This is a genomic window from Microterricola viridarii (assembly GCF_900104895.1).
Taxonomy (GTDB): Bacteria; Actinomycetota; Actinomycetes; order Actinomycetales; family Microbacteriaceae; genus Microterricola; species Microterricola viridarii.
The window spans coordinates 30,544-44,633 of the sequence record NZ_LT629742.1; the positions used below are offsets into that span (position 1 = coordinate 30,544).

The 14,090-nt window shown below is 72.4% G+C and carries 14 protein-coding genes; 7 read left to right on the top strand and 7 right to left on the bottom strand.

Annotated features, from left to right (window positions below; translation table 11 throughout):
* Nucleotides 1-9: 9 nt before the first annotated feature.
* The 4 genes from BLT62_RS00170 to BLT62_RS00185 all read right to left on the bottom strand — a co-directional run bounded on the left by BLT62_RS00170 (nucleotide 10) and on the right by BLT62_RS00185 (nucleotide 3,499).
* Nucleotides 10-732, bottom strand: coding sequence for an ABC transporter ATP-binding protein (locus BLT62_RS00170; RefSeq protein WP_083362233.1), 723 nt, complete (start codon nucleotides 730-732; stop codon nucleotides 10-12).
* A complete protein-coding gene (locus BLT62_RS00175) occupies nucleotides 729-1,820 on the bottom strand; it encodes an ABC transporter permease (RefSeq protein WP_331710508.1) in 1,092 nt (363 codons plus the stop codon). Before BLT62_RS00175 ends, BLT62_RS00170 begins: the two co-directional genes overlap by 4 nt.
* A gap of 145 nt (nucleotides 1,821-1,965) precedes the next feature.
* Nucleotides 1,966-2,541: a TetR/AcrR family transcriptional regulator gene (locus tag BLT62_RS00180; RefSeq protein ID WP_083362235.1), complete on the bottom strand. Its 576-nt coding sequence runs from the start codon at nucleotides 2,539-2,541 to the stop codon at nucleotides 1,966-1,968.
* A 34-nt stretch (nucleotides 2,542-2,575) separates the two neighbouring features.
* A complete protein-coding gene (locus BLT62_RS00185; protein WP_083362236.1) occupies nucleotides 2,576-3,499 on the bottom strand; it encodes a LysR family transcriptional regulator ArgP in 924 nt (307 codons plus the stop codon).
* A gap of 94 nt (nucleotides 3,500-3,593) precedes the next feature.
* Between BLT62_RS00185 and BLT62_RS00190 the strand changes: the two genes are divergently transcribed.
* Nucleotides 3,594-4,370, top strand: a complete 777-nt coding sequence (locus BLT62_RS00190) for a LysE/ArgO family amino acid transporter (RefSeq protein WP_083362237.1) — start codon at nucleotides 3,594-3,596, stop codon at nucleotides 4,368-4,370.
* A gap of 34 nt (nucleotides 4,371-4,404) precedes the next feature.
* Here the strand turns inward: BLT62_RS00190 and BLT62_RS00195 are convergent, their stop codons facing one another.
* Nucleotides 4,405-5,310 carry an ABC transporter substrate-binding protein gene (locus BLT62_RS00195; protein ID WP_083362238.1) on the bottom strand — a complete coding sequence of 302 codons (906 nt, stop codon included), beginning with the start codon at nucleotides 5,308-5,310 and terminating at the stop codon, nucleotides 4,405-4,407.
* A 267-nt stretch (nucleotides 5,311-5,577) separates the two neighbouring features.
* On the opposite strand from BLT62_RS00195, the gene BLT62_RS00200 reads away from it, so the two are divergent.
* The 4 genes from BLT62_RS00200 (at nucleotide 5,578) to BLT62_RS00215 (ending at nucleotide 9,456) form a co-directional block, all read left to right on the top strand.
* The gene (locus tag BLT62_RS00200) at nucleotides 5,578-6,519 is read left to right on the top strand and encodes an ABC transporter ATP-binding protein (protein ID WP_083362239.1); all 942 of its coding nucleotides are present in this window, start codon (nucleotides 5,578-5,580) and stop codon (nucleotides 6,517-6,519) included.
* Nucleotides 6,516-7,367 (top strand): ABC transporter permease, encoded by an 852-nt coding sequence (locus BLT62_RS00205; protein ID WP_083362240.1) that lies wholly within the window; start codon nucleotides 6,516-6,518, stop codon nucleotides 7,365-7,367. The genes BLT62_RS00200 and BLT62_RS00205 overlap by 4 nt, the downstream gene beginning before the upstream one ends.
* Nucleotides 7,368-7,465: 98 nt before the next feature.
* On the top strand, nucleotides 7,466-8,812 hold the full coding sequence (locus BLT62_RS00210) for a sensor histidine kinase (protein WP_156786191.1): 1,347 nt from the start codon (nucleotides 7,466-7,468) through the stop codon (nucleotides 8,810-8,812).
* Nucleotides 8,809-9,456, top strand: a complete 648-nt coding sequence (locus BLT62_RS00215; RefSeq protein ID WP_083362242.1) for a response regulator — start codon at nucleotides 8,809-8,811, stop codon at nucleotides 9,454-9,456. The genes BLT62_RS00210 and BLT62_RS00215 overlap by 4 nt, the downstream gene beginning before the upstream one ends.
* A 92-nt stretch (nucleotides 9,457-9,548) precedes the next feature.
* On the opposite strand, the gene BLT62_RS00220 is transcribed toward BLT62_RS00215, so the two are convergent.
* Both BLT62_RS00220 and BLT62_RS00225 read right to left on the bottom strand, forming a co-directional pair.
* The gene (locus tag BLT62_RS00220; protein ID WP_083362243.1) at nucleotides 9,549-10,259 is read right to left on the bottom strand and encodes a LuxR C-terminal-related transcriptional regulator; all 711 of its coding nucleotides are present in this window, start codon (nucleotides 10,257-10,259) and stop codon (nucleotides 9,549-9,551) included.
* A complete protein-coding gene (locus BLT62_RS00225) occupies nucleotides 10,237-11,616 on the bottom strand; it encodes an ATP-binding protein (protein WP_083362244.1) in 1,380 nt (459 codons plus the stop codon). The genes BLT62_RS00220 and BLT62_RS00225 overlap by 23 nt, the downstream gene beginning before the upstream one ends.
* A 114-nt stretch (nucleotides 11,617-11,730) precedes the next feature.
* Between BLT62_RS00225 and BLT62_RS00230 the strand changes: the two genes are divergently transcribed.
* Nucleotides 11,731-13,464, top strand: coding sequence for a PspC domain-containing protein (locus BLT62_RS00230; RefSeq protein ID WP_083362245.1), 1,734 nt, complete (start codon nucleotides 11,731-11,733; stop codon nucleotides 13,462-13,464).
* Nucleotides 13,465-13,474: 10 nt separating this feature from the next.
* The gene (locus BLT62_RS18050; RefSeq protein ID WP_231919288.1) at nucleotides 13,475-14,011 is read left to right on the top strand and encodes a hypothetical protein; all 537 of its coding nucleotides are present in this window, start codon (nucleotides 13,475-13,477) and stop codon (nucleotides 14,009-14,011) included.
* Nucleotides 14,012-14,090 lie beyond the last annotated feature (79 nt).

A 14,090-nucleotide genomic window follows, 5' to 3' on the forward strand; every position in this document is an offset into this window, starting at 1 on the left:
GGAGCGCGTCTAGTGGGACCCGGCCGTGGCCGCGGCTAGCTCGCTGAGCTGGCCGTCGACCATCTCGAGCACGCGGTCACAGTGACCGAGCACGTCGCGGTCGTGGGTGACCATCACAACGGCGACGGCGGACCGCTTGGCCCGCTCGGCGAGGATCGCGACGACCTCCTGGCTCCGATCCCTGTCCAGGGCGGCCGTCGGCTCGTCGACGAGCAGCAGGGACGGGTTGTTCACGAGTGCGCGGGCGATGCCGACCCGTTGCCGCTCTCCGCCGGAGAGCTGCCTTGGCCGGTGGCCCGCCCGGTGCGCCATCCCCAGCTCGGCCAGCAGTGCCTCCGGCTCGGCCGTGCGGTTGCCCGCCAGGCGCGCCGCGAGTCGCAGCTGGTCGGCGGCGCCCAGTGCGGGGATCAGGTTGCCGGACTGGAAGACGAACCCGATGTTCCGCAGGCGGAAGCGGGCCGCGGCGGCCCGGTTGAGGCTGGCCAGGTCGGTGCCGTGCACGCGCACGGACCCGGAGTCCGGCTTGCCGAGCGCGCCCGCGATGGCGAGCAGCGAGGACTTGCCGGAGCCGGACGGCCCGACGACGGCCACGAATTCCCCGGGCTGCACGCGGAGCGAGACGGAGTCGAGTGCGCGCACCCGGCCGTCGCCGTCACCCAGTTCCAGCACGGCGTCGGTGATCTCCAGCGCCGGGGCGCTCGTGAGAGCAGTGTTCACAGTGTGTGTCGTCATCGTTGGCCTCCGAGGGCGGTGATCGGGTCGACGCGGGCAATTCGGAGGACCGCGACGGCGGCGCCCAGGAGCCCGAGTGCGATGGTGAGCAGCGAGGCGAAGGCCACGGGGGCCGCCTCCAGCTCGAAGGGCATGGCCTCCGGCATGACGGCGCCGAGGCCGACGCCTGCTGCAACGCCGATCGCGGTGAAGCCGACGAGGAGCATGGCGGCCTGGGCGAGTCCGTCCCGCAGCAGGTATCCGCTCGACGCGCCCACGGCCCGCAGCACGGCGATCTCATGGGTGCGCTGGATGGTCCAGACGGTGAAGAAGGCGCCGACGACGAGCGCGCAGATGGCGTAGAGGAACACCTGGATCATGCTCAGCGTCAGCGTCTCTGCCTCGTAGCCCGGTGAGGCGTTGAAGGCCTCCGTGCGCAGCATCGTCATGGTGCCGGCCGCGTCGTCGCCCGCCTCGATGTCGATCGAGGAGCCTGCGGCGGCCTGGAGCGCCACAACGCTCGAGTACGGGTAGTCGGCGGCCAGCACCGAGGCCTCTGTCGGCACACCGGGCGCGGCCGTGTTCGACGCGATCAGGCGCCACGTGCCGATCGGCAGATAGGCGACGTCGACGTGGCCGAAGGTCGCCTGCCCGGCGGTGAAGCCCACGACGGTGAGCTCGAGCCCGACACGGTCCAGGGTGACGACACTGCCGACCTCGAGCCCGGCGGCCCGCGCGGTGTCAGAGACGACGATGCCGTCGGGCGCGCCGAGGCCGCTCCCCTCGGAGAGCTCGGGGGCGAGGAACCCGCCGGGCTCGACGCCGAAGAGTGTGAGGTCGACCTGCATGCCTTGGTCACTCGTCCCGTTGACGATGCTCACGCCCATCGGCTCAGCCGACTCGACGCCCTCGGCCCGCGCCCAGTACTCGAGTTGCTCGTCATCGACGAGGGAACGGCTGAACGCGTTGTCCGTCATGGTGCCCTCGTCGAAGGCGAATGCCGTGGCCGGCATCGACTTCAGGCCAGAGACCCCGTCGTTGACGAGGCCGGTCGAGAGGCCGGACAGCAACACCACGAGAACAGCGATCAGCGCGATCACGATTCCCATGAGTGCGAAGCGCCCTCTGGCGAACCTGAGTTCGCGCAGCGCTAGGAACATGGAGACTCCTTGGGGGTCAGAACACTCCGACAGTGTGTCGGCAAGATACCGACAGTCTGTCACCAAGAAGGCCGTGCCCCCAAATCAACGCGCCTCAGGCGAGGAGCCCCCGGGTGAGGAGCGCCATGACCTTGGCGGTGACGTCGTCGGCCGACATCCCGTGGGTCACCAGTTGGACGCCCGTGTTGAGCAGCCCCTGCACCAGGTAGGCCTGTGCCGCGGCGTCCGGGACACCGAGATCCTCGAGCACGGTGCGCACCGGCTCCAGCAGCGCATCATGCAGCGCCTTGATGTCCTCCTGCTTGCTCGGGGACAGCTCCTCGCCACGCAGCTCGGCGGCGATGGCGTGCCGCCCGTCCGCCGTCATCCGCATCGTGGCGGCCACATAGGCGGTGAGCCTGTCGATGCCCGGCTCCGTGCCGCGCAGGGCCTCGTCGATCTCGGCACCCCACTCGTCGAACGCGCGCATGGCCACGGCCGCGAGCAGGTCGTCCTTGGAGGGGAAGTAGTCGTAGAAGCTGGAACGGGCCAGGCCCGCCCGCTCGCCGACCGTGCGCGGGTTCACGCCGGCGACACCGCCCTCGAGCAGCAGCGCCTCGGCGGCCGAGAGGAGTGCGGCGCGCTGGGCGCTGCGGTGTTCGGCGACCGTCGGCTTGGATATCTTCGGCATCCGCCCATTATGCCCGGGCCCGTGCGGTGGGGCCTCAGGCCGGCAGGAGCGCAGCGCGGGCGGCGGCCTCCACGGCGTCGGCCACCCGGCTGAGCAGCCCGGAGGCGAGCCGCCACTGCTGCCAGTACAGCGGGATGTCGACGCCGCCGCTCGGGTCGAGGTCGACGAGGGCGCCGGACGCCACGCGCTGCTCCACCTGAAGCGGCGGCAGCATGCCCCAGCCGAGGCCGAGCTCGACGGCGGCGGCGAAGTCGGCGGAGGACGGCACGAAGTGGCTCGGCGGACGCGGGACCGCACCGGCATCCGCCCCCTGCCCGCGCCGGCGGAACCGCGCCGCCAGGTAGCCGTGCTGCAGGTCGTCGCGCCGGTCGAAGTTGACCACCGGCGCCTCGGCCAGCGCCGCGAGGCTCACGCCCTGCGGAAACCAGCTGGCGGCGAAACCGGGCGAGGCCATCGGCCGGTACTGCATCGCGCCGAGCGGGCGCACGGTGCAGCCGGGCACGGGCTCGGCGGCGGAGGTGACGGCCGCCATCACGGTGCCGGCCTCGAGCAGTGCCACCGTGTGGGCCTGATCCTCGCGGTAGAGGTCGAAGCGCACGTTCTCGGTGCGGGAGAGCTCGGCGAGGGCCGGCAGGATCCAGGTGCCGAGCGAGTCGGCATTGACGGCGAGCGGCACGGTGACCGGCGACTGCGCGCCGCTCTCCACGCCGAGCGTCGCGAGCGTCTCGTGCTCGAGCTGGTCGAACTGGCGCGCCAGGCGCATCACCAGCTCGCCGGAGGCCGTGGCCCTGATCGGCTTCGAGCGCACCAGCAGCACCCGGCCCAGCTGCTGCTCGAGCGCCTTGATGCGCTGGCTGACGGCGGAGGGCGTGACGCTGAGGGCGCGCGCGGCCGCGTCAAAGCTGCCCTCGTCGAGCACGGCCGCGAGGGTGCGCAGGTGATCGGAGTGCAGTTGCATGGGGACAGGCTAGTGCAGCCCCAGATCAGTTCTGCTTATGTCACGTAAAGAATATGAGCTGGATTGATTCGAGGCGAGGGCCTAGCGTCGGAGCGTGACCCCTTCGCTCGCTCCCCTGCTCGCCGGCATCGGCCTCGGCTTCTCCCTGATCATCGCGATCGGCGCGCAGAACGTCTTCGTGCTGCGCCAGGGCATCCGCCGCGAGCACGTGCTGGCCGTCGTCATCCTCTGCGCGGTCTCCGACGCCGTGCTGATCATGGTCGGCATCAGCGGGATCGGCGCGCTGCTCGGCCAGCTGCCCTGGCTGCTGCCGGTCGCCCGCTGGGCCGGGGCGCTCTTCCTCGTCGGCTACGGGTTGCTCGCCGCCTGGCGGGCGCTGCGCCCGGGCGGGGCCGGGCTGCTCGCGGATGCCGCGGGCGGCGAGGGCGAGGCAGCCGTCGCCGCGGAGGGTGCCGAGCTCGCCGCAACCGGGGGCGGGGCCGGCGCGACGCGCAGCGCGACGGCCATCCGCGCCGCACGCACCACAACGACGGGCACCAGAACGTCGGGCACCAAAATACCGGGCACCGCCAGGGCCGGCACCCTCGGAGCGGCGCTGGCGACGGCGTTCGCGCTCACCTGGCTGAACCCGCACGTCTACCTCGACACCGTGTTCCTGCTCGGCTCCGTCGCGAACGGGCACGGCGACCCCGGCCGCTGGCTGTTCGGCGCCGGCGCCATCGTCGCGAGCCTCGTCTGGTTCACCTCACTCGGCTTCGGCGCGCGCTACCTCGGCCGCTGGCTCGGCACCCCACGCGCCTGGCGCGTGCTCGACGCGGTGATCGCCGTGGTGATGGTCACCCTCGGCGTGCTGTTGGTGCTGCCGCACTAGCGAGCCGGCGTCGCACTCGCCCGCCGGCTCCGCCCTAGCTCGTCGCGGCTGCGTCGGCTCCGGCCGCGTTGATCCTGATCTGCTCGAGGCCGCCGGCCCCGACTCCCCAGGCGTCCAGGATCGCGCCGTAGCTGCCGTCCTCGATCATCCCCTGCAGCGCGAGCTGCACCGCCTCGGCCATGCCGGAGCCCTTCGCGACGGCGAAGCCGTACGGGGCGACATCGAAGGTCTCCCCGACCGGCTTCAGCTTGCCGTTCAGCTTGGAGATGGCGTAGAGCGCCACCGGGGAGTCGGCGCTGAACGCGTCGGCCTGGCCGAGCACGACCGCGTTGATCGCATTGCCCTGGCTGTCGAACAGCATCTTCTCGATCGCCGGCTTGCCCGCGGCGACGCAGGCGGCGCTCTTCTCGGGGATCTCGGTCGTGTCCTGGAAGGTCGTCGCCTGCACCGCCACCTTCAGCCCACAGGCGTCCTCCGGGTCGACGGTGCTCTCGGCCGGGGCAGCCCACTGCACTCCGGCGTCGTAGTAGTGCACGAAATCGAGCTGCTTCTCGCGCTCGACGGTGTCGGTGAAGGACGACGCCCCGATGTCGAACTTGCCGCCGCGGACGGAGGGCACGATGTTGTCGAAGCTCGCGTCGTAGACCACCGAGTCCAGGCCGAGCGCCGCGGCGACGCCCCGGGCGAGCTCCAGGTCCCAGCCGACCGCCTGGCCGTCACTGTTCTTGAACTCGTTGGGCGCGTAGTTGGGCGCGGTGCCGATCGCGAGCACGCCGGAGCCGGCGACATCCGCCGGCAACAACGCGGCCGCCTCCGCGTTCACCGTGACGGTGGCCACCCGGGCATCCGCGCCCGTCATCTCGGGCAGCGAGTTGTCGACGCAGCCGGTGAGCAGCAGTGCGGCGACGGACAGCGGCGGGAGGACGTAGCGGGCGCGCATGGGAAATCCTTAAATCGAGTACGTCAGAAGAGCCTCAGTCCTCGCCTGCGGCGGCGAGATCACGCTGAAGCTCGGAACGTCGTACAAGACAGACGACTATGGCCCCACGCGGGCGCCCCTCCGATGGGTGCCCTTCGAGTCTAGGCGAGGCACGCTGGGAGAAGCTGTGCCCGCCAGGCGGCGCCCGGCGGCATCCACCGATCGGTGGATGCCGAATCAGCCGGTCCACCACTGGTGCGGTCGCCGGGAGGCGAGCAGGCTGGGCTCATGACAACACGCAATGCAACCCCCAACGACCCGGTGGTGCGGGTGCGCGGCCTGGAGAAGCGCTACGGCGACCTCGCCGCCGTCGACGGAGTGAGCTTCGACATCGAGCGCGGCGAAACTTTCGCCCTGCTCGGGCCGAACGGCGCAGGCAAGTCGACGACGATCGAGATCCTCGAGGGCTACCGCACCCGCAGCGGCGGCGACGTCAGCGTGCTCGGCATCGACCCCACCCACGGCGGCCTCGACTGGAAGTCGCGGCTCGGCATCGTGCTGCAGTCGACCGGCGAGACCGGCAACGCCACCGTGGTCGAGCAGCTGCGCCACTTCGCCGGCTTCTACCCGAACCCGCGCAGCGTCGACGAGGTGATCGCCGCCGTCGGCCTCCAGGCCAAGGCGAAGACCCGCATCAGCAAGCTGAGCGGCGGGCAGCGCCGCCGCGTCGATGTCGCCCTCGGCATCATCGGCCGGCCGGAGCTGCTCTTCCTCGACGAGCCGACGACCGGCTTCGACCCGGAGTCGCGCCGCGACTTCTGGACGCTGATCCGGCAGCTCAAGGCCGAGGGCACGAGCATCCTGCTCACCACCCACTACCTCGACGAGGCCGCCCAGCTGAGCGACCGGGCCGGTGTCATCGCCGGCGGAAGGCTGATCGAGATCGGCGCCATCGACGAGATCGGCGGGGCGGATGCCCGGGTGCCGGTTGTCCGCTGGCGCGACGCTTCCGGCGCCCCGCGCTCCGTGCAGAGCGAGCACCCGGCCGCCACGGTGGCCGCCATCGCCGCAGAGCTCGGCGGCGAGCCGCGCGAGCTCGAGGTGATCCGGCCGAGCCTCGAGGACATCTACCTCGGGCTGGTCAAGGCGCACGACGCCGCCAGCGCGGGCGGGGCCGCCGCGGCATCCGCCACCCCCAGCATCGCAACCAGCCAGGAGGTTCGCTCATGAGCACCGTCACCGCGCAGCGGCCCACCATCGCCCGCCCCGGCGTCGTCGCGCTCGGCCTCAGCCGCATCGGCTACGAGGTGCGCAGCTACTTCCGCTCGCCGGACGCCGTCTTCTTCACCTTCCTCTTCCCTGTGATCATGCTCGGCATCTTCACCTCGGCGTTCAGCGCCTCCGGCAACATCGGCACCGCGCCAGACGGCACCGGAGGCATCAGCGTCGGCGCCTACTACCTCCCCGGCATGATCGCGGCCGGCATGCTGCTCTCCGGCGTGCAGAACCTCGCCGTCGACATCGCCGGCGAGAAGAGCGACGGCACGCTGAAGCGCCTCGGCGGCACGCCGCTCTCCCCCACCGCGTACTTCATCGGCAAGATCGGCCAGACCCTGGTCACCGGCACGCTGCAGGTGGGCCTGCTGCTGGCGGTCGCCGTGTTCGCCTTCGGCATCGCCCTGCCGACCGATCCCGCCGCCTGGGGCACCTTCGCCTGGGTGTTCCTGCTCGGAATCATCACCTCCGCCCTGCTCGGCATCGCGCTCTCGGCGGTGCCCCGCTCCGGCAAGAGCGCCACCGCTGTGGTGATCCCGATCGTGCTCGTCCTGCAGTTCATCTCCGGCGTCTACCTGCAGTTCAACCAACTGCCAGAGTGGATGCAGAACGTGGCCAGCCTGTTCCCGCTCAAGTGGATGGCGCAGGGCATGCGCGCCGTGTTCCTGCCGGAGAGCTTCGAGGCGCTCGAGCCGAGCGGCGCCTGGGACCTCGGCCTCGTCGCACTGGTGCTCGTCGGCTGGCTCGTGGTGGGTCTGGTGCTCAGCCGGCTGACGTTCCGCTGGATCCGGCGCGACGCCTGATGCCGCCCGCAGCAGCGGTGGGGCGGATGCCGGTGCAGCCGGCATCCGCCCCACTCGGCGCGCTGGCGGCACCCCCGAGGTGCCAGAGTAGGAGCATGATGACGTCTCGACGATGGTGGGATGCCGCGATGATCGCGGTCGCGGCGCTGCTCATCGCGGTCACCGTGCTGTGGGACCAGCCCGACGCGGGCGGCGAGTGGGGCGTGTTGGCCGTGCTGGCCGTCGTGCTGCTCTGCTACTTCTCCTGGGGGCGGCGCTACATCGGCGGCGACGGCGCGCTGCCCGGGCTGCTCTACGCCGGGGTGCTGCTCGTGGCGCTCGGCGTCGGGATCGCCCTCGACCCGACCTTCGCGTTCTTGCAGATCATCCTGTTCCCCTCGCTCTGGGTGCTCTCCGGCAGCACGCGGCAGGCCGTTGTGCTGAACCTGCTCGCGATCGTGCCGATCACGCTGGGCTACTGGGCCTACTTCGGCCCGAGCGGAATCCTCTCCGGACTCGGCGCCTCGGTGCTCGCCGTCGCGTTCAGCCTCTCCCTCGGCGCCTGGATCACGAGCATCGAGCGCTCCGGCGCCGAGCGGGCCAGGCTGCTCGACGAGCTGCTGGCGGTGCAGGGCCAGCTGGCCGCGGCCAACCGGGAGGTCGGCGTCGACAGCGAGCGCGCCCGCCTGGCCCGCGAGATCCACGACACCATCGCCCAGAGCCTGACCGGGCTGGTCATGGTGGCGCAGCGCACGGGCAGCGCGCTGGCCCGGGTGACGGATGCCGACCCTGCCGATGCCTCGGCCTCTGTCTCTGCCCTGGCCGGTGCCCGCGCCGATGTCGAGCTGATGGAGTCGATGGCCAGGGACGCCCTCACCGAGGCCCGCGGCCTGGTCGCCGCCATCGCGCCGGTGCGGGTGGAGTCGACGCTGGCCGAGGCGCTCGACCGGCTGGCGGAGCGATTCGAGCGGGAGACCGGCGTGCAGGTGCGCACCGAGCTGGCCGCGCTCGCGCCCGCGGCTGCGGCCGCGGGCGGGGGCGGGGCGTCCGGCGCACTCGGCGCCGAGCTGGACGTGGTGCTGCTGCGCTGCGCACAGGAGGCGCTCGCCAACGTGCGCAAGCACGCGCGGGCGGGCACGGCATCCGTCGGCATCAGCCGCAGCGCCGGGCAGGTCGTGCTGACCGTGGACGATGACGGCGTCGGACCGAGCCACTCCCCCGATGCCGGCGCGGGAACGGGCTTCGGCCTGGCCGGGATGACCGAGCGACTCGCACTCGTCGGCGGAACCGTGCGGCTGGAACAGGCGTCGCCGCGCGGCAGCCGACTCACCGTCACGATCCCGCTCGCCCCCGCCCTCGCTCCCGACCCCGCTCCCCTCGCCGAGACTGCGCGACTTGTCGTTCAGGGCGAGCTGAACAGCACTTCGCGCAGTCTCGGCGGCAAGAAGAGGGAGGCGCAGGGGTGATCCGCGTGCTTGTGGCCGATGACCACCCGATCGTGCGCAGCGGCATCGTCGGGCTGCTGCGCGGCGCCGCCGACCTCGAGGTGGTCGGTGAGGCGCACGACGGCGCGGAGGCGGTGCGGCTCGCCGCCCAGCTCACGCCCGACCTTGTGCTGATGGACCTGCGGATGCCGGTTCTCGACGGCGTCGCGGCGACCGCGCAGATCATGGGCGCCGGCGACGGGGCACCCCGAGTGCTCATCCTCACCACCTACGACACCGACGAGCTGATCCTCGGCGCGATCGAGGCCGGCGCCGGCGGCTACCTGTTGAAGGCCGCCCCGCAGGAGGAGATCCTGGCCGGGGTGCGGGCCGTCGCAGCCGGGGAGACCGTGCTGGCCCCGTCGATCGCGGCGAAGCTGGTGCAGCGGGTGCGGGCGGATGCCGCGGGCGGGGGCGCTGCGGCATCCGCGGGCCCGGCGCTGTCGCCGCGCGAGCTCGAGGTGCTGCGCCTGGTCGCGGCCGGCCGCAGCAACCCGCGCATCGCGTCGGAGCTGTTCATCGGCGAGGCCACCGTGAAGACCCACCTGCTGCACGTGTTCGAGAAGCTCGAGGTGGGCGACCGCACGCGTGCCGTCACCCGCGCGATGGAGCTGGGTCTGCTGTAGCGCGGTCCCGAGGGTGCCAGCGGGGATTGGCTTCGGTCGCAAGCTCCCTCGAGCCAACGGGAAGGGGCTCCCTCGAGCCAACGGGGAGGGGGCTAGAGGAGCTTGCGGGCCGTGGCCCACGCCGTGAGCTCGTGCCGGCTGGAGAGCTGCAGCTTGCGCAGCACCGCCGAGACGTGGGTCTCGACCGTCTTCGGTGAGATGAACAGCTCGCTGGCGACTTCCTTGTAAGCGTAGCCGCGGGCGATCAGCCGCATCACCTCCTGCTCGCGCACCGAGAGCCGGTCGAGCTCCTCATCGGTGGAGGCCACCTCGCCGCTGACCACGCCGAAGGCGTCGAGCACGAAGCCGGCCAGCCGGGGCGAGAACACGGCGTCCCCGCCGGCGACGGCGTGCACGGCGCGGCTCACGTCGATCCCGGAGCTGCCCTTGGTGATGTAGCCGCGCGCGCCGGCGCGGATGACGCCCACGACGTCCTCGGCGGAGTCCGAGACGCTGAGCGCGAGGAAGCGGGTGCCCGGAACCAACGGGGCCGCCTGCCCGATCACCGCCGCACCGCCGCTCGGCGCCGCCGCCACGGCCGTCGCGGCATCCGCCGCCACCGCGCCGTCCGGCAGGTGCACGTCGAGCAGCACCACGTCGGGCGCGGTTGCGGTGACCACGCGCACGGCGGACTCCACGTCCTGCGCCTCGCCGACGACCTCGATCGAGGCGTCCAGATCTGCCTTGAGGCCGGAGCGGAAGATCGAGTGGTCGTCCACGATCACCACCCGCACGCTGCGTTCAGCCACCTGTTGTTGCCCCATTCTGTGTCGTCTGCTCGGCGGATGCCGCCGGCTTGGCGCCGTTCGTGAGCGGGGCGCCGAAGCGCAGCCGCACCTCGGTGCCTGTTCCACCCGCGCCGACGCCCACCGTGGCGCTGCCGCCCGCGCGGCGCATGCGGCCGATGATCGATTCGCGCACGCCGAGGCGGTCGGCCGCGACATCCGCCACCGCGAAACCCGGCCCGCGGTCGCGGACGAACACCTCGACCGCGTGCGCAGTGCCCTCGATGTAGACCGAGACCTCGCCGCCGGCGTGCCTGGCCGCGTTCAGCATGGCCTCCCGGGCGGCGGCGGCGATCTCGCCGCTGGCCCGCTCGCCGGACTCGCCGACGACCACCACGTCCACCCGCACCGGGTAGTCGAGCTCGAGGGCGGCCGCCCAATCGCGCAGGTCGGTGGCCAGGTCGCTGTCGGCCGGGGCATCCGCCTCGAACAGCCAACTGCGCAGCTCCCGCTCCTGGGCGCGGGCGATGCGGGCGACCTCGCTGGAGGCCCCGGCCCGGTTCTGAATGAGGGCGAGGGTCTGCAGCACCGAGTCGTGCAGGTGCGCGGCGATCTCGCTGCGCTGCTCCTCGCGCACGCGGCGGGTGCGCTCGGCGCCGAGCTCGCGCCACAGGCGCAGCAGCACCGGGGCGAACACCAGCGCGATGCCGAGCAGCAACAGCAGGGCGTAGACGATGGCGTAGATGCTGCGCTGGGCGGCGAACGGCCCGAACAGCACCGAGATCAGGAGCACCCCGAGCACGACGGTGACTGCCGTGCGCACGAGTTTCTCGGTGCGCCGGCCACGCTCCGGGTCGATGCGGTCGACGAAGGTGACCCAGAAGCTGGCGGCGACGGCCAGGGCGATCGCCGCGAGCAGCGCCGGCGCGACATCCGCGAACGGCCACGCCTCGTAGTAGTAGTTGTTGCGGCCGAGGTACAGGGCGAGCCCTGCGGCGAGCGCGGAGAGCACGACCAGCCCCCAACCGACGGGCGCGCTGCGCGTGACGGTGTCGGCCTCGCTCGTCGCCGCCTCGAAGGGCATGAACGCCCAGAACCAGCAGTAGAGCAGGATGCCCAGGCCGGAGAACAGCGCGAGCACCACGAAGATCGCCCGCACCACGCCCACCGGCCAGCCGAGGTGGGTGGCCAACCCAGCCGACACCCCTGTCGCCATGCACGAACGCGGCCGGGAGAGGCGGGGGCGCGGCGGCGGGGCGGTCGAGAGTGCAGCGGCCGAGGGTGCGGCGCGCGTCGCGCGGTTCCCCGCGGCGTCCGCGCGCGTGCCGGCGGCCGGCGGGTGCGCAGAAACGGCACCCGGCTCGGGCGCGTGCGCACCCTGCACGTTCGTCGACATAGAAGCATCCAAACAGAGATGAGCGTCCTTCGCTGACGCCCGGGCCCGATCTCAGGGTGCGTTCAGGGATTCACCCCATAGCGAGCGGATGCCGGCAGGCGGCACGATCGATACATGACCACCGAACACCCACCCGTTGCGCCGCGCTCCGAGGCTGACTCCGACGCTGCGGCAACGGCCCCCGCAGCGGAGCCCGGCCCCGCCACCGGCACGCCCAGCCAGCCCGGCCCGTCCAGCCACGCCCACCAGCCGGGCTCCGCACAGCAGCCGACTGACGAGTACGGTGGCGCCCCGCACGGCTTCTTCGCCTGGCTGCGCGGGCTCGGTCTGCAGCGCCAGCCCGGCTGGATCGGCGGCGTGTGCATGGGCATCGCCGCGCGGATCGGCATCGACCCGATCATCGTGCGCGGCATCTTCCTCGTGCTGGCGCTCTTCGCCCCGCCCGTGATCATCTTCTACGGAGTCGCCTGGCTGCTGCTGCCGGACACGGACGGCCGCATCCAGATGCAGCGCCTGCTGCGCGGCGACCCGCAGCCGGCGCTCGCTGGCATCGCGATCCTGATCTTCGTCGGGCTGGCCCTGCCGCTCTCCTCTGCGGCCCAGCTGCTCACCGGCATCAACGTCTTCTCGCTCGGCGGCGCCTTCTTCTGGGGCTGGCCGGGCTCCTCCGCCATCGGCGTGCTGTTCAACCTCGCGCTGCTCGCCGGCGTCGGCGCCTTGGTGTTCTGGCTCGTGCGACGCAACAGGAAAGACTCTCGGAGCGGGGGTGCTGCGTCTGCCTCGCGAATGGCTTTCGCGAGCCCCACCGCCGCTCCGAGCACCAACGGCGGCGGCGTCGGGTCGGGGGACCCTGACGCCGCCGCTCGCCCGACCGGCCACCCGGCCGCCCACCTCGCCGCCCGCCAGGCCGCCCGCGAGGCCGCCCACCCGTCCACGGCGTCTGCCGTCGCGGACACCGCGCCAACGGCGGGTGAGCCCGTCAACCCCGGTGCCGGGGCCTCGGTCGACGAGATGGCCGCGTGGAAGCTGCAGCACGAGGCCTGGCGCACCGAGCGCGAGCGGTTCAACAAGGAGCAGTCCGAGGCCAACCGCGCCGCCCGCGCCCAGTGGGCCGCCGAGAACAAGGCCCGCTCTCTGCAGTTCGCCGCGCAGGCCAGCGAGCACCGCCGTGCCCGCAAGCTGGAACGCCCGCGCGCCAGCGCCGCCGCGGTGTTCTTCACGCTCGGCCTGGCCCTCGTCGCCGGTGCAGGCAGCGCCATCACCGCCCTGGCCAGCGCCGAGAACGCCGACTACGCCGCCACGATCGGCGTGCTGGTCGCGGCGCTCGTGGCCGCCATCGCGATGGTGGTGGCCGGGGCGATGCGCCGGCGCAGCGGCTTCCTCGCCTTCATCGCCATGCTCTTGCTGCTCATCGGCGTCGGCACCGCCATGCTGCCGCGGCAGACGCAGCTCCTGGCCCCGTGGTCGTGGGTGAACAACACCCAACAGCTCGGGACAATGACGCAACCGTGGGGCGACCTCGTCGTCTGGGTTCACAACCAGTCGAATGACGCGGCGGCCGCACCCCGCAACCTGGTGTTGACCAAGGCGACCGGCGATGTGCACATCTACGTCGACAGGGGCAGCTCCCTGGTGCTGCGCGCCGAGCTGGAGCAGGGCCGGCGGGTCCACCTCCTGCAGCAGTCGTATGACACCGGCGACATCGTCGATGCCCCGACGCCCCGCCCCAACGCGGGCGGCGACTACACCGTGCGGGTCGGCAGCTTCGCCGGTGGCCCCGTCGCCGACCTGACGCTCGACGCCACCCTGACGAGCGGTTCCATCTTCATCACCGAGTACACGGACTGAGGCCAGCACGATGACCACGAACAAGAAGCCGACGGCCGAGCAGAAGGTGGCGGCGGATGCCGTGACCCAGGTGATCAGCGCCGACGTGACCAGCCCCGAGGCGACCAGCACCGACGTGACCAGCACCGAGGTGATCGTCGCCGAGGTGATCGCTGACGCCGAGACCGCGACGGTGACCACCCCGCTGTTCACGACCCCGCTCGCCGAGAACCGCGGCGATGCGGACACCGTGATTGCCGGGCCGGATGCCGCGTGGGCACCCCCCGGGCAGCACGACGCCCCCGGCGCCGCGGAGCACCGCCCCACCGCCGGGCCGCGCATCCGTTGGGCGGCCATCGTGTGGGGGCTGCTGTTCGCGGCGATCGCCGCCGGCACGCTCCTCACCCTGCTGAGCCCCGAGCGCCGCGACGCCTTCGCCGCCTGGGCCGTCTCGCTCTCCCCCACGACGGTGATGCTCTACGGGCTGCTGGCCGTCGGCGCGCTTGTGCTCGTCCTCGGCCTGGTCGGACTGCTGCGCCGCGCGCAGCGCCGCCTCGCCCGGTCGTAGCGCCCGGTCGTAGCGCCCGGTCGTAGCGCCCGGTCGTAGCGCCCGACGGGCCGCGCCGATCCGCGCGCCCGCGCGGGCG

Coding starts and splice junctions, on each gene's coding strand:
- BLT62_RS00170 (WP_083362233.1), bottom strand. CDS start 732: ATGACGACACACACTGTGAACACTGCTCTCACGAGCGCCCCGGCGCTG.
- BLT62_RS00175 (WP_331710508.1), bottom strand. CDS start 1,820: ATGGGAATCGTGATCGCGCTGATCGCTGTTCTCGTGGTGTTGCTGTCC.
- BLT62_RS00180 (WP_083362235.1), bottom strand. CDS start 2,541: ATGCCGAAGATATCCAAGCCGACGGTCGCCGAACACCGCAGCGCCCAG.
- BLT62_RS00185 (WP_083362236.1), bottom strand. CDS start 3,499: ATGCAACTGCACTCCGATCACCTGCGCACCCTCGCGGCCGTGCTCGAC.
- BLT62_RS00195 (WP_083362238.1), bottom strand. CDS start 5,310: ATGCGCGCCCGCTACGTCCTCCCGCCGCTGTCCGTCGCCGCACTGCTG.
- BLT62_RS00200 (WP_083362239.1), top strand. CDS start 5,578: ATGACAACACGCAATGCAACCCCCAACGACCCGGTGGTGCGGGTGCGC.
- BLT62_RS00205 (WP_083362240.1), top strand. CDS start 6,516: ATGAGCACCGTCACCGCGCAGCGGCCCACCATCGCCCGCCCCGGCGTC.
- BLT62_RS00210 (WP_156786191.1), top strand. CDS start 7,466: ATGACGTCTCGACGATGGTGGGATGCCGCGATGATCGCGGTCGCGGCG.
- BLT62_RS00220 (WP_083362243.1), bottom strand. CDS start 10,259: ATGGGGCAACAACAGGTGGCTGAACGCAGCGTGCGGGTGGTGATCGTG.
- BLT62_RS00225 (WP_083362244.1), bottom strand. CDS start 11,616: ATGTCGACGAACGTGCAGGGTGCGCACGCGCCCGAGCCGGGTGCCGTT.
- BLT62_RS00230 (WP_083362245.1), top strand. CDS start 11,731: ATGACCACCGAACACCCACCCGTTGCGCCGCGCTCCGAGGCTGACTCC.
- BLT62_RS18050 (WP_231919288.1), top strand. CDS start 13,475: ATGACCACGAACAAGAAGCCGACGGCCGAGCAGAAGGTGGCGGCGGAT.